Origin of the sequence: Azospirillum brasilense, assembly GCF_001315015.1 — a bacterium.
Taxonomy (GTDB): domain Bacteria; phylum Pseudomonadota; class Alphaproteobacteria; order Azospirillales; family Azospirillaceae; genus Azospirillum; species Azospirillum brasilense.
The window spans coordinates 207,881-228,346 of record NZ_CP012914.1 but is presented as its reverse complement, the minus strand read 5'-3'; the positions used below and the strand labels follow the sequence as shown (position 1 = coordinate 228,346).

Sequence of the window (20,466 nt, the reverse complement as noted above, 5' to 3'; positions counted from 1 at the left end):
CGCGGTTTCACACACCCATCATGGATGTGCATTTCACACCGGATTCGCTGTGAGGATCAGCGAAGGACGCTTGTACCGGGTGTCGTGATGGAATATCTGAATTCTACAAAATCCATAGCAAGGAGAGGCGGACCCCCGTGGCCGAAACATCCGTGCTGTCCGGCAAGCGCATCCTGCTCGTCATCGCGGGCGGCATCGCGGCCTACAAGAGCCTGGAGCTGATCCGCCGCCTGAAGGAGCGGGGCGTGCGCGTGCGCGCGGTCCTGACCCGGGCCGGGACCCAGTTCGTCACGCCGCTGTCCGTGCAGGCGCTGACCGAGGACACCGTCTACCAGGACCTGTGGTCCCTGACCGACGAATCGGAGATGGGACACATCCAGCTGTCGCGCGACGCCGACCTGCTGGTCGTCGCCCCGGCCACCGCCAACCTGCTGGCCCGCATGGCCGCCGGCATGGCCGACGATCTGGCGGCCACCGTGCTGCTGGCCACCGACAAGCCGGTGCTCGTCGCCCCGGCGATGAACGTCCGCATGTGGGAGCATCCGGCGACCCGCGACAATCTGGCGCTCCTGGAGAAGCGCGGCGTGCGCCGGGTCGGCCCGAACAAGGGGGAGATGGCCTGCGGCGAGTACGGATTCGGGCGCATGGCCGAACCGATGGAGATCGTCCAGGCCATCGCCGCCCATTTCGAGGAGTTGGACGCGCCCAGGCCGCTGGCCGGCAAGCGCGCCCTGGTCACCAGCGGCCCGACGGTGGAGCCCATCGACCCGGTGCGCTACATCGCCAACCGCTCCTCCGGCAAGCAGGGCCACGCCATCGCCGAGGCGCTGCGGCGGCTGGGCGCCGACGTGACGCTGGTCACCGGCCCGACCCGCCTGCCCGACCCGGCCGGCTGCACCGTGCGCCCCATCGAGACGGCGCGGGAGATGCTGGCGGCCTGCGAGTCGGCTCTGCCCGCGGACATCGCGGTCTGCGCCGCCGCCGTCGCCGACTGGCGTGTGGCCGGCGAATCGGACCGCAAGCTGAAGAAGGACGGCGGCGGCCCGCCGAGCCTGACCCTGGCCGAGAATCCCGACATCCTGGCGACCCTGTCCCAGCCGGGGCCGCGCCGCCCGGCGCTGGTTGTCGGCTTCGCCGCGGAGACCGGCAACGTGGTGGACTATGCGACCGCCAAGCGCATCCGCAAGGGCTGCGACTGGATCGTCGCCAACGACGTGTCGCCGGGCACCACCACCTTCGGCGGGGCCGACAACACTGTCCATCTGATCCGCGCCGACGGCGCCGAGGACTGGCCCACCATGGGCAAGGACGCCGTGGCCGCCCGCTTGGCCGAGGCCATCGCCCGGCATTTCAATCCACCCTCCACCCCCGCCCTCCAGGAGACCATTCCGTGAGCGCAACGGCACCCGCCATTCCCGTTCCCATCGTCCGGCTCGCCCACGCCGCGGGGCTGGACCTGCCGGCCTACGCGACGGAGCATGCGGCGGGCATGGACCTGCTGGCGGCGGTGGCGGAGCCGGTCGTCCTGGAGCCGGGCCGCCGCGCGCTGATCCCCACCGGCGTCGCCTTCGCCCTGCCCGACGGGTACGAGGCGCAGGTGCGGCCGCGCTCCGGTCTGGCGCTGAAGCACGGGGTCACGGTGCTGAACAGCCCCGGCACCATCGACGCCGACTACCGCGGCGAGGTCGGGGTGATCCTGATCAACCACGGCGACCAGCCCTTCACGGTGGAGCGCGGGCAGCGCATCGCCCAGTTGGTGATCGCCCGCTACGAACGCGCCGCCTGGGCCGAGTCGGCCGCCCTGCCCGACAGCGCCCGCGGAACGGGCGGCTTCGGCTCCACCGGCCAGTTCGCCCCGCCCTCCCCCGCGCAGGAGTCGCGCTGATGCTCCGCATCTCCAAGAAGCTGATGTTCGCGATCGAGGCGGTTCTGGACATCGCCTACAACGCCGGCACCGAACCCGTGCAGTCCGGCGAGATCACGCGCCGCCAGGGCATTCCCAAGCGCTATCTGGAGCAGGTTCTCCAGCAGCTCGTCCGCGACGGCGTCCTGGCCGGCGTGCGCGGGCCGCGCGGCGGCTACCGGCTGGCCCGCGAGCGCCGGCGGATCACGCTGGGCGAGATCGTGAAGGTCGTCCGCTCCATGGAGACCGCGACCGACCCCATCGAGGAGCCGGCGGGTTCCATCCTGGGGCACAAGGTCGTGCGCCCTCTGTGGAACGAGCTTCAGGAGGAATGCATGAAGAAGCTCGACGACATCACCATCGAGGATCTCTGCCTGCGCGCCCGCACCGCCGGGGTGGAGAGCGAGACCGAAGACCGCATCGATTTTACGATTTGATCCCACCCGGAAAACGGTTAAATTCCACACACGCTGTGGAAAGTGGGAAAATACCACACACCGGAGGAGTGAAAAATGCCGGGTTCCGAGTTTCGCGGTAAGATCTACGACAGCATTCTCGACACCGTCGGCGCCACGCCGCTGGTGCGCGTCAACCGGCTGGCCGAGGACGCCGGGGCCAAGGCCCAGATCGTCGGCAAGCTGGAGTTCTTCAACCCGCTGGCCAGCGTGAAGGACCGCATCGGCTTCGCGATGATCGACGCGGCGGAGCGCGCCGGCACCATCGAGCCCGGCCGCACCACCCTGGTCGAGCCGACGTCGGGCAACACCGGCATCGCGCTGGCCTTCGTCGCCGCCGCCAAGGGCTACCGGCTGATCCTGACCATGCCGGAAAGCATGTCGGTCGAGCGCCGCAAGATGCTGAAGCTGCTGGGCGCCGAGCTGGTGCTGACCCCGGCGGCGGAGGGCATGAAGGGCGCCATCCGCCGGGCCGACGAGATCGTCGCCACCGATCCGAACGCCTACATGCTCCAGCAGTTCAAGAACGCCGCCAACCCGGAGATCCACCGCAACACGACGGCGGAGGAGATCTGGAAGGACACCGACGGCAAGGCCGATTTCCTGATTTCCGGCGTCGGCACCGGCGGCACGCTGACCGGCGTGTCGGAGGTCCTGAAGGCCCGCAAGCCGGGCTTCCGCACCATCGCGGTGGAGCCGGAGGACAGCCCCGTCCTGTCCGGCGGCATGCCCGGCCCGCACAAGATCCAGGGCATCGGCGCCGGCTTCGTGCCGGACGTCCTGAAGAAGGACCTGATCGACGAGGTCGTGCGCATCTCCAACCAGCGCGCCTTCGAGACGGCCCGCAAGGTGGCGAAGCTGGAAGGCATCCCGGTCGGCATCTCCTCGGGCGCGGCGCTGGCCGCGGCGCTGGAGATCGGCTCCCGTCCGGAGAACGAGGGCAAGCTGATCGTCGTGATCCTGCCATCCTTCGCCGAGCGCTATCTCTCCACCGCCCTGTTCGAGGGGCTGGAATAAACCGGTCCCCCCTCTCCCACGGCCGCCCGCGGCTATGGGAGAGGGGTTTCCAGCGCATGTTCCTGCGCAACCGGGCGGCGAATATTGCGCCGCCGCGCATCCTGCTGTAGAGTGGGATCCGTCCGGTCTTTGTACCCGCCCCTGGCATCGGGCGGCGCTTTGACAAAAAGATTGGATTTTATTAATCTAACCTGTCTGCGCCGGGAGTTTCGGCCGGCGCGGCTCCGCCGTTACAGGCGATGGCCCGGCTTTCGCCACGGGCGCCCGACGATGCGGAGCTGACGGCACAGGACCAGCGGGGGAGGCCACCATGGGCGTCGCGATTCCGAATGCCTCGACGATGAACTGGTTCCAGTTCCGCGGCATCACCAACGAATTGGACTCCAACCTCGCGTCCACCGACTACCGCCAGTTCACGGTGTCGAAGGCCGGCGAATTCAATTTCCGAATCGCCGACATCAACACCAACATCAAGATCGTCGACCAGAACAACAAGGTCGTCGCCGAGGCCAAGGCGAAGAACGAGGCGGCGGAGGCCAGCGCGAAGCTCGGCCCCGGCACCTACACGGCGGTCATCTCTCAGGCCGTCCGCGGGGTGAACGAGCGCGAATACACGCTGGACGTCACCGAACGCCAGAACATCATGATGGTGGGGACCGGCGCCCAGATGAAGGGCATCGCCCGCGCCGTCGTCGGCAAGGATCCAGGCGTCCAGAAGCACACGCTGACCGTCGCCCAGGGCGGCGAGTTCGTCGGCAACATGTCCCTTCCCTTGACGCGCTGGGCCCTCATGAGCAAGGAGGGCAAGGTCGTGGCCTCCGGCGACACGATGGACCCGGCCAAGTCGGGTGGGGACATGCTGAAGAAGCCCAGCTTCAAGATCGAACCCGGCCAGTACGAGTTGGTGATCGTTCCGCCGAAGAACGTGATCGGCGAAATCCCCTATCAGCTGAACTTCGTCCAGAAGGTCGCCAAGTCGCCCGACGACAACAGCGAGGAACGCCCGTTCGACAAGATCATGCGGGAGCGCGAAGCCCGGCTGAAGCAGTGGGCGGCGGAGGACGCGAACAAGTCGTCCAGCAAGGCGAAGACCACCCCCTACAAGATGAGCCTGCTCGCCTGACGCCGCCGCCTGCGGCGGGAGCCTGAGCGAGGGGCTTGCGCGGCATGGGGCGTTCCGCGCTATTCTGCGGATCATGGATTTCACCGACACCCAGCTCCACCGCTATTCCCGCCACATCATCCTGCCGGAGGTCGGCGGCGTCGGGCAGGAGGCGCTGCTGCGCGCCCGCGTCCTTGTCGTCGGAGCCGGCGGGCTCGGCGCGCCGTTGCTGCTCTACCTCGCCGCGGCGGGGGTGGGCACCATCGGCGTCATCGACGACGACACGGTGGACCTGTCCAACCTGCAACGGCAGGTGATCCACGATGAGTCGTCGCTCGGCGTTCCGAAGGTGGAGAGCGCCGCCGCCCGCATCCGCGCGCTGAACCCCGACGTAGCGGTGGAGGTGCACAAGATGCGCCTGACGAAGGACAACGCGCTGGACCTGATCGGCCGCTACGACATCGTGGCCGACGGGTCGGACAATTTCGCCACGCGCTTCCTCCTAAACGACGCCTGCTACTTCGCGGGTAAGACGCTGGTGTCGGCGGCGATCCTGCGCTTCGACGGGCAGGTGTCCACCTTCAAGGCGCATCTCGGCGATCCGCACCCCTGCTACCGCTGCCTGTTCCCGGAGCCGCCGCCGCGCGGGCTGGTGCCCTCCTGCTCCGAGGGCGGCGTGCTGGGGGCGCTGGCCGGCTTCGTCGGCTCGCTCCAGACGACCGAGGTGCTGAAGGAGATCATGGGCATCGGCGAGGGCCTGTCGGGCAGCCTGATGATGCTCGACACGCTGCACGCCTCGTTCCAGCGCATCACGGTGCGCCGCGACCCCGACTGCCCGCTGTGCGGCGCCCACCCGACCATCCACGACCTGTCCGCCCACTGAGCGGCGGCTGAGAGGCTCCCCCCATGGAAGGTCCTGAAAACCTGTCCATCGTCCTGTTCGCGGGCGGCTTCGACCGGGTGCACTACGCCCTGGTGATGGCCAGCGCCGCGGCGGCGACCAACCGCAAGGTCACGCTGTTCTTCACCGGCCGCGCCCTGAACACGTTGCTGGCCGGAGACGCCGACGGCGCGCCGGGCTGGCACCGGCTGGACCCCGCCGACGACGGCAGCCGCCCGGCGGAGCGCGACGCCGCCTTCACCGCCAACGGACTGGCCGGCTTCGAAGAGTTGCTGGAGGCCTGCGTGATGCTGAAGGTCACGGTCATGGCCTGCGAAATGGGGCTGCGCGCGCTCGGCCTGCCTGCCGGTGTGCAGTTGCGCCCCGACGTGCCGGTGAAGACCGGCGGCGTCGTCACCTTTCTGAACGACGCGCCGAAGACCGGCGCGATCCTCTTCGTGTGAGCGCGATGACCGACGACCACAGCCCGGTGGACCACAGCTTGGTGATCGAGCACGCGAACCGCTTCGAGGCGATCGCCGCGGAGGGATTCGAGGGCCACCCCTACCGGGACGCGCTGGCCCATCTGGCGCAGCATGTGACGGCGCATCCCGACCTCGCCCCGCGGGTGGCGCACGCCCTGCGCATGATGATCGGCTTCATCGAGGACAGCGACCCGGTGAAGCGATTCGGCCCGAAGGTGGAAATTTTGCGGGAGGCGGTGGGGCTGTTGGAGGGGTAGCTTTCGCATTGCACACGGAGCCCCCACCCTTCCCACGCTTGCGCGTGGGCCCCTTCCCTCCCCCGCTTCGCAGGAGAGGGAAACAATCCCCTCCCCTGCGTCAGCGGGGGAGGGTTAGGGAGGGGGCAAGGCCGGCGCTTGGCGCATTTCGCTCAGATGGACTTGCTGTCCAGCGCGTAGCCCGCCGAGCGGACGGTGCGGATCAGGTCCATCTCCGTCTCCTCGTTCATCGCCTTGCGCAGGCGGCGGATGTGCACGTCCACGGTGCGCGGCTCGACATAGACGTCGTGGCCCCACACCACGTCGAGAAGCTGCTCGCGCGAGAACACGCGGCCGGGATGCTGCATGAAATGGCGCAGCAGGCGGAACTCGGTCGGCCCCAGATGCACGTCGCGCCCGTTCCGGCGCACCCGGTGGGCGGCCAGATCCATGGTCACGTCGGCGAACTGCAGCGTCTCGTCGGTCATGCCGGGGGCCGAGCGGCGCAGCACGGCGCGCATGCGGGCGACCAGCTCGGTCGGGGAGAAGGGCTTGGTGATGTAGTCGTCGGCGCCGGAGTTCAGGCCGCGCACGCGGTCCGCCTCCTCGCCGCGGGCGGTCAGCATGATGATCGGGATGTCGCGCATCTTGCTGTTGCGGCGCATCTGGCGGCAGACCTCCAGGCCCGACATCAGCGGCAGCATCCAGTCGAGCAGGACGATGTTCGGCGTCTGCTCGCCGGCCAGCAGAAGGGCTTCCTCGCCGTCGGTGGCGGCGTTCACGCGGAAGCCTTCCTTCTCCAGATTGTACTTCAGCAGCGTCACGATGTCGGCTTCGTCCTCGACGATGAGGACGAGCGGCTTCAGCGCCGAATTCATGCTTGTCCCGCTCCCACTGCGCGTCTCGCCGTCACGCGGCATGTCCCGCTCCATCGTTATCCGGGCCGCCGTCCCGCGGCAATCCCCGTTCCACTGGCCCCCGCTCCACTGGCCCCCGCTCCACTGGCCCCCGCTCCACCGACTCCGTGGCCGCATCCATGACCGAACCGCCCGGCTCGACCACCGCGAAGCTGCTGCCGTCGTTCTTCGGACGCGCGGCGCGCAGCGTCGTGCCGACCACCAGATAGTGGATGGTCTCGGCGATGTTGGTGGCGTGGTCGCCGATCCGCTCCAGGTTCTTCGCCATGAACAGCAGGTGCGTGCAGGGCGTGATGTTGCGCGGATCCTCCATCATGTAGGTGAGGACCTCGCGGAACAGGCTGGTGTAGAGGTCGTCCAGCTCCTCGTCGCGCTCCCAGGCGGCGATGGCGCGCCGGACGTCGCGCTCGATGTAGGCGTCCAGCACGTCCTTCATGATCGACTCGACCAGCCGCCCCATGCGCGGGATCGCCACCGCCGGGCGCACCACCGGCACCTGGGCCAGCGCCAGCGAGCGCTTGGCGATGTTGGAGGCGTAGTCGCCGATCCGCTCCAGGTCCGACGCGATCTTCAGCGCCGACACGATCTCGCGCAGGTCCTGGGCCAGCGGCTGGCGCAGGGCGAGCAGGCGCACGGCCTCGGCGTCGATGTCGCGCTCGTAGGCGTCGATGCGCTGGTCGGCCTGCATGACCTGGGCGGCCAGCGCGACGTCGCGGCGGGCCACCGCCTTCACGGCGGCGTCCACCTGCGCTTCGGCGACGCCGCCCATCTGGGTGATCAGGTTGGACAGGCGTTCAAGTTCGTGCGCGAAGGAACGCACGATGTGTTCGTTGCTCATGCTTCACGTCCTTCGCTGATGGAAGAGTAGTGGCGATGCCGGGGATCAGCCGTAGCGGCCGGTGATGTAGCCCTGGGTGCGCTCGTCCCGCGGGTTGGTGAAGATTTCCTCGGTGTCGTCGCACTCCACCATGTCGCCCAGGTGGAAGAAGGCGGTCTTCTGGGAGACGCGGGCCGCCTGCTGCATGTTGTGGGTGACGATGACGATCGTGTAGTTCTCACGCAGCTCGTCGATCAGCTCCTCGATGTGGGCCGTCGCGATGGGGTCGAGCGCCGAGCAGGGCTCGTCCATCAGGATCACCTCGGGGCTGACGGCGATGGCGCGGGCGATGCACAAACGCTGCTGCTGGCCGCCGGACAGGCCGGTGCCCGGCTCGCGCAGGCGGTCCTTCACCTCGTTCCACAGGCCGGCGCGCTTCAGCGAGGTCTGGACGATCTCGTCCATCTCGTCGCGGTGGCTGGCGATGCCGTGGATGCGCGGGCCGTAGGCGATGTTGTCGTAGATCGACTTCGGGAACGGGTTCGGCTTCTGGAAGACCATGCCGACGCGGGCGCGGAGCTGCACGGCGTCGATGTTCTTGCCGTAGACGTCCTCGCCGTCGAGCGCGATCAGCCCCTCGACGCGGCAGTTCTCGATGGTGTCGTTCATGCGGTTCAGGCAGCGCAGGAACGTCGACTTGCCGCAGCCGGACGGGCCGATCAGCGCCATCACGCGGTTTTCCTGGATCTCCAGGTTGATGCCCTTGAGCGCCTGTTTGGCCCCGTAGAACACCTTGACGTCGCGGGCGACCATCTTGGTGCCGTGGATGCCGGCGGCGGGACGCGAAGCCATGGCCGTGGCCGGGATGTGGGTCTGGACGCTCATGGGGTTACCAACGCCTCTCGAATTTCTTGCGCAGGAAGACGGCCAGGCCGTTCATCAGGATGAGGAAGGCGAGCAGGATCAGGATCGCCGCGGAGGTGCGCTCCGTGAAGGCCCGCTCGGGGCTGTCCGCCCACATGTAGATCTGCACCGGGATGGCCGTGGCGCTGTCGGTCAGGCCGCCCGGAATGTCCACGATGAAGGCCACCATGCCGATCATCAGCAGCGGCGCCGTCTCGCCCAGCGCGCGGGCCATGCCGATGATGGTGCCGGTCAGGATGCCCGGCAGGGCCAGCGGCAGGACATGGTGCGTCACCGTCTGCAGCGGCGAGGCGCCGACGCCCAGCGCGGCCTCGCGGATCGACGGCGGCACCGCCTTCAGCGCGACGCGCGAGGCGATGATGATGACTGGCAGGGTCATCAGCGCCATCACCAGGCCGCCGACCAGCGGGGCGGAGCGCGGCAGCCCGAAGAAGCCGAGGAACACCGCGAGACCGAGCAGGCCGAAGATGATCGACGGCACCGCGGCAAGGTTGTTGATGTTCACCTCGATCAGGTCGGTCCAGCGGTTCTTCGGCGCGAACTCCTCCAGATAGACCGCGGCGGCGATGCCGATCGGCACCGACAGCAGCATGGTCACCACCAACGTCAGGGCGGAACCGACGACGGCCCCCAGGATGCCCGCCTGTTCCGGCTCGCGGCTGTCGCCGGCGGTGAACAGGGTGGTGTTGAAGGTGCTGCGGATGGAACCGTTGGCAACCAGCGCGTCGATGGCGGCGATCTTGACGTCGTTCAGCCGGCGCTCGCTCTCCGGCACGTCGCGCCGGATGAAGCCCTTCATGAACTGGTCGATCTCGTCGTCGGCGCGGACCCAGACCGTCTGCGTGGTGCCGACGAGGGAGGGGTTGGCGTTGACCATCGCCTCCAGCTCGTACGGCGCGCCGGAGGACAGCAGGTCGTTCAGCGAGCGGCGGGTGGCGCGGTCGGTGGCCGCCGGGACCTGGGCGTAGAGCGCCTGCCGGACGAGGGCGGTGTAGTTCCGCTCCTCGACATGCTGCTTGTCCAGGGTCACCTCAAGCCGGATCTGCGCCTGCCAGAAGGCGGTGTAGCCCTTGCTGACGATGGAGCCCAGCAGGATCACCAGCATCAGGGACGCAACCCCGACGGCGAGCATCCCGGCGATCCGGAACCGGCGCTCCGCGGCGTAGCGGCGGCGCAGGCGGGCGGAGAATTCCTCGCTCTGGTAGCGCGACTTGGTGACGGCGACCGACATGGCCCGCGTATCCTGTTCCACGAGGTCAGTCATATTTCTCTCGATACTTCTGGACCACCCGGAGGGCGACCATGTTGAGGGTGAGGGTCACGACGAACAGGACGAGGCCCAGCCCGAAGGCCGACAGCGTCTTGGGGCTGTCGAACTCCTGGTCGCCGACCAGCAGCGTGGCGATCTGCGTCGTCACCGTGGTCACGGCGTCCAGCGGGTTGGCGGTCAGGTTGGCGGTGAGGCCGGCGGCCATGGTGACGATCATCGTCTCGCCGATGGCGCGGCTGACCGCCAGCATGACGGCGGCGACGATGCCCGGCAGGGCGGCGGGCAGCACGACCAGCCGGATCGTCTCCGACTTGGTGGCGCCCAGCCCATAGGAGCCGTCGCGCAAGGATTGCGGCACCGCGTTGATGACGTCGTCCGACAGCGAGCTGACGAAGGGGATGATCATCACGCCCATCACGAAGCCGGCGGCCAGCGCCGATTCCGAGCTGACGCTCAGCCCCAGGCTGTTGCCCACGTCGCGGACGAAGGGCGCCATGGTCAGGGCGGCGAAGAAGCCGTAGACCACGGTCGGGATGCCCGCCAGCACCTCCAGGATCGGCTTCAGCCAAGTGCGCAGGCCCGGGCTGGCGTATTCCGACATGAAGATGGCCGCCATCAGCCCGACCGGAACCGCCACCGCCATGGCGATGCCGGTGATCAGCAGCGTGCCGGCGAACAGCGGGATCGCGCCGAAGGAGCCGCTGGAGCCCACCTGGTCGGCGCGCATGGCCATCTGCGGGCTCCAGTGCGTCCCGAACAGGAAGTCCAGCGGGTTGACCACCGCGAAGAAGCGGATCGCCTCGAACAGAAGCGACAGCACGATGCCGATGGTGGTCAGGATGGCGACCAGCGAGCAGATGACCAGCGCGATGTTGACCGTGCGTTCCACCCGGTTGCGGGCGCGCAGGTCGGGGTCGATCCGACCGCGGGCGTAGAGCAGGCCGCCGATGGCGATGCAGCAGCCGATGACCAGAAGGCTCCAGTCGCCGAGCGCGTGCAGCCGCAGATAACGCTCCGCCGCGGCGACCACCTCAGGGTCGGGCTCGCGGCCCGTGGCGACGCCGTGGGCGAGGTTGAGGATGTCGGCGCGCAGCAGGCCAAGCGACTGGGCGTCGCCGTTGACCAGCCGGTCCGGCAGGCCGGACAGGACCATCTGCATGACCAGCCAGCCTTCCGACGCCCCCCAGAAGGCGAAGAGCAGCAGGGCCGGAAGCCCCGCCCAGAGGGCGACGTAGAAGCCGTGGTAGGACGGCACCGAATGAAGCTCGACGACGCGGCCGCCGACGGAGGCGACGGCACGCGACCGGCCCATCTGGTAACCGATCACTGTGAGCAGGGCCAGAATGATGAGCAGTACCGTGAGCTGCATGCGAAACCGCCGGAAATGGGCTGAGAATTGGCTCCTGGCACGAACGGGAAACCGGCGTTCCACCTTTCAGGGGCGCGATGGCATCCATGGTCCCCTCTCCCCTCTGGGGAGAGGGTTAGGGTGAGGGGGTTGCGCTTGTGCCGGACGAACCGCCTTGCGCAACCCCCTCACCGGCCCTCCGGGCCACCCTCTCCCCAGAGGGGAGAGGGCTAAGGTGACCAAACGCTATCGCCGCGCCCTCCGAGGAGAGCCGCCGGTGCCGTCAGCCGGTCAGAGCTGGAGCGGGGTGAGGTTGGTCGCCGAGGTGCGGGCGGCGTCGCGCTCCGCCTTCGGCATGGAGATCAGGCCCTTGTCGCCCAGGTAGCCTTCCTCGCCCATCGCGCGCTCCGAGGTGTACTCGGCGATGAACTCGCGGATGCCCGGGATGACGCCGGCGTGGGCGTTCTTGATGTAGATGAACAGCGGGCGCGACAGCTCGTACTTGCCGGCCTGGACCGCTTCCGGCGACAGCTCGACGCCGTCCATCTTGGCGGTCTGCAGCTTGTCGCGGTTCTGGTCGTAGAAGCTGTAGCCGAACACGCCGAAGGCGTCCGGGTTGGCGGTCAGCTTCTGGACGATCAGGTTGTCGTTCTCGCCGGCCTCGACGTAGCCGCCGTCCTCGCGGATGGTCATGCAGGCCTTCTCGCGGGCCTTTTCGTCGGCAACCGCGGCCTTCACCTCGGCGACCTTCTTGCAGCCTTCGAGCATCACCAGCTCGTTGAAGGTGTCACGGGTGCCGGACGTCGGGGGCGGGCCGAGGACCTCGATCTCCTTGTTCGGGAGCTTCGGGTCGATGTCCGACCACTTCTTGTAGGGGTTGGCGACCATCTTGCCGTCGACCGGCACGTCCTTGGCCAGCGCCTTCCACAGGATCTGGGTGGTCAGGTCGGTGTGCGGGGCCTGCTTGGAGTAGGCGAGCGCGATCCCGTCGAAGCCGACCTTCAGCTCGGTGATCTGGGCGACGCCATTGGCGGCGCACTGCTCGACCTCGGACTTCTTGATGCGGCGCGACGCGTTGGCGACGTCCGGGTGCTGCGGGCCGACGCCCGCGCAGAACAGCTTCAGGCCGCCGCCGGTGCCGGTCGACTCGACCACCGGGGTCTTGAACTTGCCGCCCTTGCCGAAGGCCTCGGCAACCGCCGTGGTGAATGGGAACACGGTCGAGGAGCCGACGGCGCGGATCTGGTCGCGCGACTGGGCGTTCGCAGCACCCGCGAAGGCGGCGGTCATGGCGACGACCGCAGCGGCGGTGACGGCGAGCTTCTTGGAATTCACGGTATCCCTCCGATGGTCCGGTTGCCCCTTTTCCGGGGAACGCGATGGTTCAACCCCGTGCCGCTTCCCCCAGGGGCGGGCGGCTTGCGGGGCGGACACTAGTCGGGGTCCGCGACGCGCTGATTACGGTTTTATGACAGTTTCATGACGACGCCCACTTTCGGTCACGCCGGACGGGGTAGACGCAACCTCTACGCTTGGCGCCGCGCGGGCTCCGCGGCGCGGCCCTCTCCCGACTCCTCCGAGGCCGCCGGCAGATAGACCGTGAAGGTGCTGCCCACCCCGACCGCGCTTTCGATGGTCAGGCGGCCGCGGTGGCGGTTGACGATGTGCTTGACGATGGCCAGCCCCAGCCCCGTGCCGCCCATCGCCCGCGACCGCGCGGCGTCGACGCGGTAGAAGCGTTCGGTCAGGCGCGGCAGATGGGTACGGGCGATGCCCTCCCCCTGGTCGCGCACGGCGACGGCGACCATTTGCATCCCCCGTCCGCCGCGGCCCGCCGGGCCGGACACCCCGACCGCCACGCCGTCGGCGAGCGATACGGCGACGGTCACGTCGGTGTTCTCGCGCGTGTATTTGATCGCGTTGCTGACGAGGTTCTGGAAGACCTGGGTGAGCTGGTCCTCGTCGCCGACCACCGCGGGCAGGCCGTCCGGCGCCTCCAGCGTCAGGCGGATGCGGCGGCTGGCCGCCTTCAGCTCCAGCGCCGCCATCACCCCGTCCAGCCGGTCCAGCACGTCGACTTTACCGGCGGGCGGCATGTGCTCGTCCAGCTCGATCCGCGACAGCGACAGCAGGTCGTTGACGAGGCGGGCCATGCGGCTGGCCTGGTCCTGCATGATCGACAGGAAGCGCTCGTGCGCCTCCAGATCCTCGCGGGCGGGGCCGCGCAGCGTCTCGATGAAGCCGAGCAGCGAGGACAGCGGCGTGCGCAGCTCGTGGCTGGCGTTGGCGATGAAGTCGGCGCGCATCTGCTCCGACCGGCGCAGCGCGGTGATGTCGTGCAACGTCAGGATGACCATCCGCCCCGGCACGGTCCCGGCGGGCACTCCGTCCTCGCCCAGGGCCGGGCGGGGGACGCGCCGCTGGAAAGGCTTGACCCGCACCTCGAACATGCGCTCCACCGGCACCGGCAGGCTGAATTCCAGGATGCGCGAGGCACCGCCCTTCAGGACGGCGTCCACCGCCTCCAGCACCGCCGGGTTGCGCAGCGAGGCGGCGAGGTCGCGGTCGAGGATGCGGTCGCCGAACAGGGCGCGCGCCGCCTGGTTGGCCCGCGCCACCTGCCGCTCCACCCCCACCAGGACCAGCGGGTCGTGCAGCGCCTCGATGATGGATTCGTTGGCTTCGAGCTGGGCCAGCGCCAGTTCGGTGCGGGCGTTCATCACCCGATGCAGCCGCACCGCCGCCGCCGCCGCCGCCCGCACCGGGCGGGAGGCGGTGACGGGCAGGGAGGGCACGGGCTCTGTCGGGCCGGCGGCGAGCTGTGCCGCGTGGGCGGCCACCGTCCGCAGGTCGCGGAAATACAGTTGGATCATCAGCGCCACCCCGCCGACCCCGGCCAGCCCCCCCAGAAGCGCCACCAGCGGCCCGATCGTCCCCTGCCGCCACAGCCCCCACAAGGCCGGCAGCAGCGGCGCCAGCACCAGCGCGGCGGCGAGGATCAACCGGAGGGGCGGCATCGGCTTGGGAATCATGGACGGCGCTTCTCGTGCGTCATGCGGACGGTTTTGGAGACGGAACTCCGCTTTTACACCATCCCGCAAGCCGGTGAGCGGGCGTCACAAAAGATTAACGCGCGGGCCGGGGACATGCCCGGCCCGCGCGTCGTCCGAGAACAGCGTCCTTCGCTTACCAGGGCAGCGAGTCGTGGGCCGCCAGCGCCGCCGCGGTGACCAGATCGTTGACCGAGGCGCCCATGGTGACGATCTGCGCCGGCTTGTCCAAGCCGATCAGCAGCGGGCCGATCATCTGGCCGCCGGCCATCTTGTTGAGCAGCTTCGCCGTGATGTTGGCCGAATGCAGGCCGGGCATGATCAGCACGTTGGCCGGACCGGACAGCCGGCAGAAGGGGTAGACCCGCTTCATCAGCTGGTAGTCCAGCGCCACGTCCGCCGACATCTCCCCGTCATACTCGAAATCGACGCGGCGGCTGTCGAGGATGGAAATGGCCTCGCGCAGCGGGTCGGTGTGGGGGTGCGGGTGCTGGCCGAAGTTGGAGAAGGACAGCAGCGCCACCCGCGGCTCGTGCCCCATCTGCCGCGCCTTGGCCGCAGCCCCGATGGCGATGTCGGCCAGCGTCTGGCCGTTCGGGCGGACATGCACCGTGGTGTCGGCGATCAGCACCGTGCGGTTGCGCGTCAGGAAGACGTGCAGGCCGAAGACCGGCTCGTTCGCCTTGGCGTCGATGACCCGGCGGATCTCCTCGAAGGCCACGCCGAAGGTGCGGGTCAGGCCGGTGACCATGGCGTGGGCGTCGCCCTGCGCCACCATCAGCGCGGCGAAGACGTTGCGGTCCTGGTTCACCATGCGCTGGCAGTCGCGCAGCAGGGCCCCCTGGCGCTGCATCCGGCGGTACAGATAGTCGCTGTAGCGGCGGTTGGCGTCGGACACGCGGGCGTTGTGGATCTCCAGGGAGACGCCCGACTGGCCCATCGCCGCCAGCTGCTCCTTGATGACCGCCTCGCGCCCGATCAGCACCGGCGTGCCGAAGCCGGCGGCGCGGTAGGCGAGCGCCGCGCGGATCGTCCGCTCCTCCTCGCCCTCGGCGAAGACGACGCGGCGCGGGTTGGCCTTCACCTTCTCCAGGATGAGCTGGAGGCTGTCCGCCGTCGGGTTGAGCCGGGTGCGCAGGCCGTTCCGGTAGCCCGCCAGATCGACGATGGGCTTGCGCGCCACGCCGGTCTCCATGGCGGCCTGGGCCACCGCGGCGGGTACCGTCACGATCAGGCGCGGGTCGAAGGGCACCGGGATGATGTATTCCGGCCCGTAGCGCAGGCGGCGGCCGGCATAGGCGGCGTCCACCTCGTCCGGCACGTCCTCGCGCGCCAGGGCGGCCAGCGCCTTGGCGGCGGCGACCTTCATCGCCTCGTTGATGGTGGTCGCCCGCACGTCGAGCGCGCCGCGGAACAGGTAGGGGAAGCCCAGGACGTTGTTGACCTGGTTCGGGTAGTCGGAGCGGCCCGTCGCCACGATGGCGTCGGAGCGGACGGCCTTCACCTCCTCCGGGGTGATTTCCGGATCGGGGTTGGCCAGCGCGAAGATGATCGGCTTGGCCGCCATCGACTTAACCATCTCCGGCGTCATCGCGCCCTTGGCCGACAGGCCGACGAAAACGTCGGAGCCGGCGACGGCCTCCTGGAGCGTGCGCTTGTCCGTCTCCACCGCGAAGGACGACTTCCACTGGTTCATGCCGTCGGTGCGGCCGCGGTAGACGACGCCCTTGGTGTCGCACAGGATGATGTTCTCGCGCGGCACGCCCATGGTCGTGAACAGCTCGGCGCAGGCGATGCCCGCCGCACCGGCGCCGTTGACCACCATCGTCACGTCCTTGAGATTCCGCCCGGTGATGTCGCAGGCGTTGATCAGGCCGGCGGCGGCGATGATGGCGGTGCCGTGCTGGTCGTCGTGGAAGACGGGAATGTCCAGCAGCTCGCGCAGACGCTCCTCGATGATGAAGCAGTCCGGCGCCTTGATGTCCTCCAGGTTGATGCCGCCGAAGCTCGGCCCGAGGAAGCGGACGCAGTTGACGAACTCGTCGACGTTCTTCGTATCGACCTCCAGATCGATGCCGTCCACGTCGGCGAAGCGCTTGAAGAGGACCGCCTTGCCCTCCATCACCGGCTTGGAGGCGAGCGCGCCGAGGTCGCCCAGGCCGAGCACCGCCGTGCCGTTGGAGATGACGGCGACGATGTTGCCCTTGGCCGTGTAGTCGTAGGCCGTGCTGGGGTCCTCGGCGATGCGCAGGCAGGGAACGGCCACGCCCGGCGAATAGGCCAGCGACAGGTCGCGCTGGGTCGTCAGCGGCTTGGTCGGCGCGATCTCCAGCTTGCCCGGACGCCCGGAGGAGTGCAGCAGAAGGGCTTCTTCGTCGGTGACGCGCTTTGTATCGGGTTCGGTCATCGGGGTTCGGTTCCTGAGCGTAGGCTGTTGCAGCCGTTCTTCTTTGGGCCGGCCGTCGTTGTTGTTCTCGGTTCCGGCCGGTCGGGCGGCGGATGTTAGCCCGCGCGGGCGCGTCCCGCCAGAGCGGGATCGCACGAAAGATGCGAATTTTTCCTGGAATACGACATATCAGATCACGAACGATGATCGAAGCGATCATTCCGTGTCCGAAAGGAGGCTCAGCAGCCCTCGGCCATGTCGTAGATGGCGTCCATGTCGCTGATCAGGACCTTGTTGCCTTCCTGCAGCGAGATGGCCCCGGCGGTCTTCAGCTGGGTGAAGGTGCGGCTGACCGTCTCGGTGGTCAGGCCCAGGTAATCGGCGATGTCGGCCCGGCTCATCGGCACGTAGACGGGGTTTTCCTTGTGACCGCGCCGGGCGGCGCGCTGGGACAGCATCAGCAGGAAGGAGCAGATCTTCTCCTTCGCCGTCTTGCGGCCGAGCAGGAGCATCTGGTCCTGCGCCGCCGCCAGCTCGTTCGAGGCCATGGAGAAGAGACGGCGCTGCATCTTCGGGAACTCGTCCATCAGCGCGTCGATCTTCTTGCGCGGGAAGCGGCAGAGCGTCGCCGCCGTGACCGTTTCCGCGGTGTAGGCGTAGCTGTCGTTGACGGCCAGCCCCAGGAAGTCGCCGGTGACGAGGAAGCCGGTGATCTGGCGGCGCCCGTCCGGCAGCAGCTTGTAGAGCTTCACGGTGCCGGCGGTGACGTTGTAGAGCGCGTCCGCCGCGTCGCCTTCGCTGAACAGGGTCTGTCCGGCCTCGACGCGGGAGGTCTGGAGGATGTCGGCGAGACGGCGCAGTTCCTCGGGGTCCAGGGCGGCGCAGACGGTGAGACTGCGCACGGGACAGGCCCCGCAGGGATTCATTTCACTCGCCGCGCCCTTTTCGCGGGCGCGCCCCATGTCAAAGGGTGGCATGGCATGACCCAACCCTTAGCCGTACAACGCTTCCATAATCGTCATATTCGGTCCGTTTCGCAACGGTGCTCACAGAGACCGTGGCCGAATTGCCATACGAATGCCTTATGAGCGGCCCGCCGGAGCGGCCAATCAGCGCCCTTTCGGGGGGCTCGGCGGCTCGGCGTTCGGGCGCGGCGGCTCGTCGTCGAACAGGATGCGGTGGGCCGCCCCGTCGAGATCGTCAAACTGCCCGGACTTGAGAGCCCACAGGAACGCCCCCAGGCCCATCAGCCCCAGGCTCAGCGCGATCGCGATCAGATAGAGAAGCTCGGTCATCGGTCAGGTCCTTGGTCACCGCGCCGCGGCTGAGCCGCAGGGCGTTGGCGATAACGATCAGGGAGGAGGAGGACATGGCCAGCGCCGCCAACAGCGGCGTCAGCATGCCCGCCATGGCGATGGGCACCGCGAACAGGTTGTAGACCAGCGCGATGCCGAAATTCTGGCGCACCAGCCGCCCGGAGCGGCGGGACACCTCGAACGCCTCCAGGATGGGGCGCAGGCGGCGGCCCTGGAACACCACGTCGGCGGCGGTCTGGCTGACGTCCACCGCGGTGGACGGCGACATCGACACGCTGGCCGCGGCCAGCGCCGGGGCGTCGTTCAGCCCGTCGCCGACCATCAGCACCTTGCGGCCCTCGGCGGCGAGCGCGTCGAGGACGGCGGTCTTGTCGGCGGGCGTCTGGCCGGCCCGCCAGTCCTCGATGCCGAGCTGCGCGGCCACCGCGGCCACAGCACCACGGCGGTCGCCGGACAGCAGCCGGACGTCGAGGCCCCGCGCCTTCAGCCCGCGCACCACCGCCGCGGCGTCGGCGCGCGGCGCGTCGAGGAAGGTGATGCGCACCGGGACGGCGCCGGGGCGGGCCAGCCACAGCTCCGGTCCCGCGGCGTCCTCCGCCGTGTCCGGCGCGCCGGTGAAGGCGCGGCTGCCCAGCCGGATTTCCCCACCAGCGTCATCCAGGGCGAGGCCGGCGCCGGGGATCTCCCGCACGCCGGCGGCGACGGGTACATTGGGCAGCGCGCGGGTCAGGGCGCGGGCCAGCGGGTGGCGGCTGGCCCCGGCGAGCGTGGCGGCGAGGCGCAGGTCATCCTCGGCCACGCCGTCGAGATGCGGGACGGGCCGCCCCTCGGTCAGCGTGCCGGTCTTGTCGAAGATCAACGTGTCGATGACGGCCAGCCGCTCCAGCGCCGTGGCGGTCTTCAGCAGGATGCCCTGCCGCATCAGCCGCCCGCTGGCGATCACCTGCACCACCGGCACGGCCAGCGCAAGCGCGCAGGGGCAGGTGATGATCAGCACGGCCACCGCGTTCATCAGCGAGTCCTGCCAGGGTAGCCCGCCGAGCAGCAGCCAGCCCAGGAAGGTGCCCAGCGCCGCCACATGGACGACCGGGGCGTAATGGCGTGACACGCGGTCGGCGATGGCGACGTATTTGGCGCGGCCCTGCTCCGCCACCTCCATCAGCCGGACGATCTCGGCCAGCAGCGTGCCCTCGCCCACCGCCGTGACGGTCACGCGCAGCGGGGCGGTGAGGTTGAGCATGCCGGCGAACACGCGGTCGCCGGGGCGCACGCTGCCCGGCACCGTCTCGCCGGTGATCAGGGCGGTGTCGAGGTCGGACACGCCGTCGGCCACCGTGCCGTCCACCGCGACCCGCTCGCCCACCGCCACCAGGATGGTGGAGCCGGGGCTGACCTGATCCGGCGGGACGATGGCGCTGCGTCCGTCCTCGTTCAGCACGGTCACCGAGGTGGCGTGCAGGCCGAGAAGCTGCTCCGCCGCCGAGCGGGCCCGGCCACGCGCCCGCTGGTCGAGGTAGCGCCCGATCAGCAGGAAGAACAGCAGCATCATCGCGCCGTCGAAATAGGCGTGCTGGCCGCTGTTGATCGTCTCGAACAGGCTCATGCTGGTGGCGAGCAGGACGCCGATGGTGATCGGCACGTCCATGTTCGTCCGCCCGCGGCGCAGCGCCTGGAAGGCCGAACGCGCAAAGGGCCGCAGGGCGTAGGCGATGGCCGGCATGCAGACCAGCGCCGACAGCCAGTGCATCAGGTCGCGGGTGGCGGATCCCATGCCCGTGGCGTGACCGGCCCAGACCGACACCGACAGCAGCATCACGTTGCTGGCGCCGAAGCCGGCGACGGCCAGCGAGCGCAGAAGCTCCTTCTCCGTCTTCGCTTGAGCGTCGCCCAGCCGTTCCGGATCGAAGGGCACGGCGCGGTAGCCGATGCGGGCGACGGTGTCGACGACCGTGTTGGCGTCGGTCTCGGCCGCGCGCCACGTCACCGACAGGCGGCGCGTGGTCATGTTCAGCCGCGCGTGGGTCACCCCCGGCTGGCGGGCCAGCGCCGTCTCGATCAGCCAGACGCAGGCAGCGCATTGCAGCCCGTCGATCATCAGGTGCAGCGAGGCGGTGCCGTCGGTGCCCGGCTTGGCGTGGGGGGCGTAGTCGAGCGGCGGCGCCTCGCCGTCCGGGCGCAACGGCCGGGCCGCGGGATCGACGCAGCGCCGCTCGTAATAGCGTTCCAGCCCGAGCCCGCGGACGAGGTCGTAGGCCGCCGCGCAGCCGGTGCAGCAGAAGGGGCCGGTACCGTCGGAGGCGGTGGTGCCGGTGCCCTCGGGATGCTCCTGCCCGCAGTGGAGGCAGACGGTCATGTCACGA

At 69.1% G+C, this 20,466-nt stretch carries 19 protein-coding genes; 8 read left to right on the top strand and 11 right to left on the bottom strand.

The annotated features are described in order from the left end of the window. Window positions 1-137: 137 nt before the first annotated feature. From coaBC to AMK58_RS01060, 8 genes are all read left to right on the top strand, one after another. Window positions 138-1,394: a bifunctional phosphopantothenoylcysteine decarboxylase/phosphopantothenate--cysteine ligase CoaBC gene (gene coaBC / locus AMK58_RS01095; RefSeq protein ID WP_035669928.1), complete on the top strand. Its 1,257-nt coding sequence runs from the start codon at window positions 138-140 to the stop codon at window positions 1,392-1,394. Then, window positions 1,391-1,885 carry a dUTP diphosphatase gene (gene dut, locus AMK58_RS01090; protein ID WP_035669931.1) on the top strand — a complete coding sequence of 165 codons (495 nt, stop codon included), beginning with the start codon at window positions 1,391-1,393 and terminating at the stop codon, window positions 1,883-1,885. Before coaBC ends, dut begins: the two co-directional genes overlap by 4 nt. Further along, window positions 1,885-2,340 carry an RrF2 family transcriptional regulator gene (locus tag AMK58_RS01085; RefSeq protein ID WP_014238770.1) on the top strand — a complete coding sequence of 152 codons (456 nt, stop codon included), beginning with the start codon at window positions 1,885-1,887 and terminating at the stop codon, window positions 2,338-2,340. Before dut ends, AMK58_RS01085 begins: the two co-directional genes overlap by 1 nt. Window positions 2,341-2,415: 75 nt before the next feature. Further along, the gene (cysK, locus tag AMK58_RS01080) at window positions 2,416-3,375 is read left to right on the top strand and encodes a cysteine synthase A (protein WP_035669937.1); all 960 of its coding nucleotides are present in this window, start codon (window positions 2,416-2,418) and stop codon (window positions 3,373-3,375) included. A 310-nt stretch (window positions 3,376-3,685) separates the two neighbouring features. Next, a complete protein-coding gene (locus AMK58_RS01075; RefSeq protein ID WP_051140011.1) occupies window positions 3,686-4,498 on the top strand; it encodes a hypothetical protein in 813 nt (270 codons plus the stop codon). Between the two features lie 73 nt (window positions 4,499-4,571). Further along, window positions 4,572-5,360, top strand: coding sequence for a HesA/MoeB/ThiF family protein (locus AMK58_RS01070; RefSeq protein ID WP_035669941.1), 789 nt, complete (start codon window positions 4,572-4,574; stop codon window positions 5,358-5,360). Window positions 5,361-5,383: 23 nt separating this feature from the next. Continuing rightward, on the top strand, window positions 5,384-5,821 hold the full coding sequence (locus tag AMK58_RS01065) for a DsrE family protein (protein ID WP_035669944.1): 438 nt from the start codon (window positions 5,384-5,386) through the stop codon (window positions 5,819-5,821). A gap of 5 nt (window positions 5,822-5,826) precedes the next feature. Next, window positions 5,827-6,099: a hypothetical protein gene (locus AMK58_RS01060; protein ID WP_035669970.1), complete on the top strand. Its 273-nt coding sequence runs from the start codon at window positions 5,827-5,829 to the stop codon at window positions 6,097-6,099. Window positions 6,100-6,251: 152 nt separating this feature from the next. Here AMK58_RS01060 and phoB read toward each other — a convergent pair whose 3' ends face one another. The 11 genes from phoB to AMK58_RS01010 form a co-directional block, all read right to left on the bottom strand. Next, complete coding sequence (gene phoB, locus AMK58_RS01055) at window positions 6,252-6,956, bottom strand: phosphate regulon transcriptional regulator PhoB (RefSeq protein WP_014238776.1); 705 nt, start codon at window positions 6,954-6,956, stop codon at window positions 6,252-6,254. Window positions 6,957-6,987: 31 nt separating this feature from the next. After that, window positions 6,988-7,833, bottom strand: a complete 846-nt coding sequence (gene phoU, locus AMK58_RS01050; RefSeq protein WP_059398497.1) for a phosphate signaling complex protein PhoU — start codon at window positions 7,831-7,833, stop codon at window positions 6,988-6,990. A gap of 45 nt (window positions 7,834-7,878) precedes the next feature. Further along, on the bottom strand, window positions 7,879-8,664 hold the full coding sequence (pstB, locus tag AMK58_RS01045; protein WP_167555899.1) for a phosphate ABC transporter ATP-binding protein PstB: 786 nt from the start codon (window positions 8,662-8,664) through the stop codon (window positions 7,879-7,881). Between the two features lie 37 nt (window positions 8,665-8,701). Continuing rightward, on the bottom strand, window positions 8,702-10,000 hold the full coding sequence (pstA, locus tag AMK58_RS01040; RefSeq protein WP_079285296.1) for a phosphate ABC transporter permease PstA: 1,299 nt from the start codon (window positions 9,998-10,000) through the stop codon (window positions 8,702-8,704). Beyond that, entirely contained in the window at window positions 9,993-11,375 is a 1,383-nt protein-coding gene (gene pstC, locus AMK58_RS01035) for a phosphate ABC transporter permease subunit PstC (protein ID WP_035669952.1), read from the bottom strand. Before pstC ends, pstA begins: the two co-directional genes overlap by 8 nt. A 270-nt stretch (window positions 11,376-11,645) precedes the next feature. After that, window positions 11,646-12,689 carry a PstS family phosphate ABC transporter substrate-binding protein gene (locus AMK58_RS01030; RefSeq protein WP_035669955.1) on the bottom strand — a complete coding sequence of 348 codons (1,044 nt, stop codon included), beginning with the start codon at window positions 12,687-12,689 and terminating at the stop codon, window positions 11,646-11,648. Window positions 12,690-12,880: 191 nt separating this feature from the next. Further along, window positions 12,881-14,386, bottom strand: coding sequence for an ATP-binding protein (locus AMK58_RS01025; RefSeq protein WP_059398496.1), 1,506 nt, complete (start codon window positions 14,384-14,386; stop codon window positions 12,881-12,883). Window positions 14,387-14,540: 154 nt separating this feature from the next. After that, window positions 14,541-16,811 carry an NADP-dependent malic enzyme gene (locus AMK58_RS01020; RefSeq protein WP_035669991.1) on the bottom strand — a complete coding sequence of 757 codons (2,271 nt, stop codon included), beginning with the start codon at window positions 16,809-16,811 and terminating at the stop codon, window positions 14,541-14,543. A 218-nt stretch (window positions 16,812-17,029) separates the two neighbouring features. Continuing rightward, on the bottom strand, window positions 17,030-17,692 hold the full coding sequence (locus AMK58_RS01015) for a Crp/Fnr family transcriptional regulator (protein ID WP_236778152.1): 663 nt from the start codon (window positions 17,690-17,692) through the stop codon (window positions 17,030-17,032). A gap of 207 nt (window positions 17,693-17,899) precedes the next feature. After that, window positions 17,900-18,037, bottom strand: coding sequence for a cbb3-type cytochrome oxidase assembly protein CcoS (gene ccoS / locus AMK58_RS31190; RefSeq protein WP_236778217.1), 138 nt, complete (start codon window positions 18,035-18,037; stop codon window positions 17,900-17,902). Next, complete coding sequence (locus tag AMK58_RS01010) at window positions 17,991-20,459, bottom strand: heavy metal translocating P-type ATPase (RefSeq protein ID WP_059398495.1); 2,469 nt, start codon at window positions 20,457-20,459, stop codon at window positions 17,991-17,993. The genes ccoS and AMK58_RS01010 overlap by 47 nt, the downstream gene beginning before the upstream one ends. Window positions 20,460-20,466: the final 7 nt, after the last annotated feature.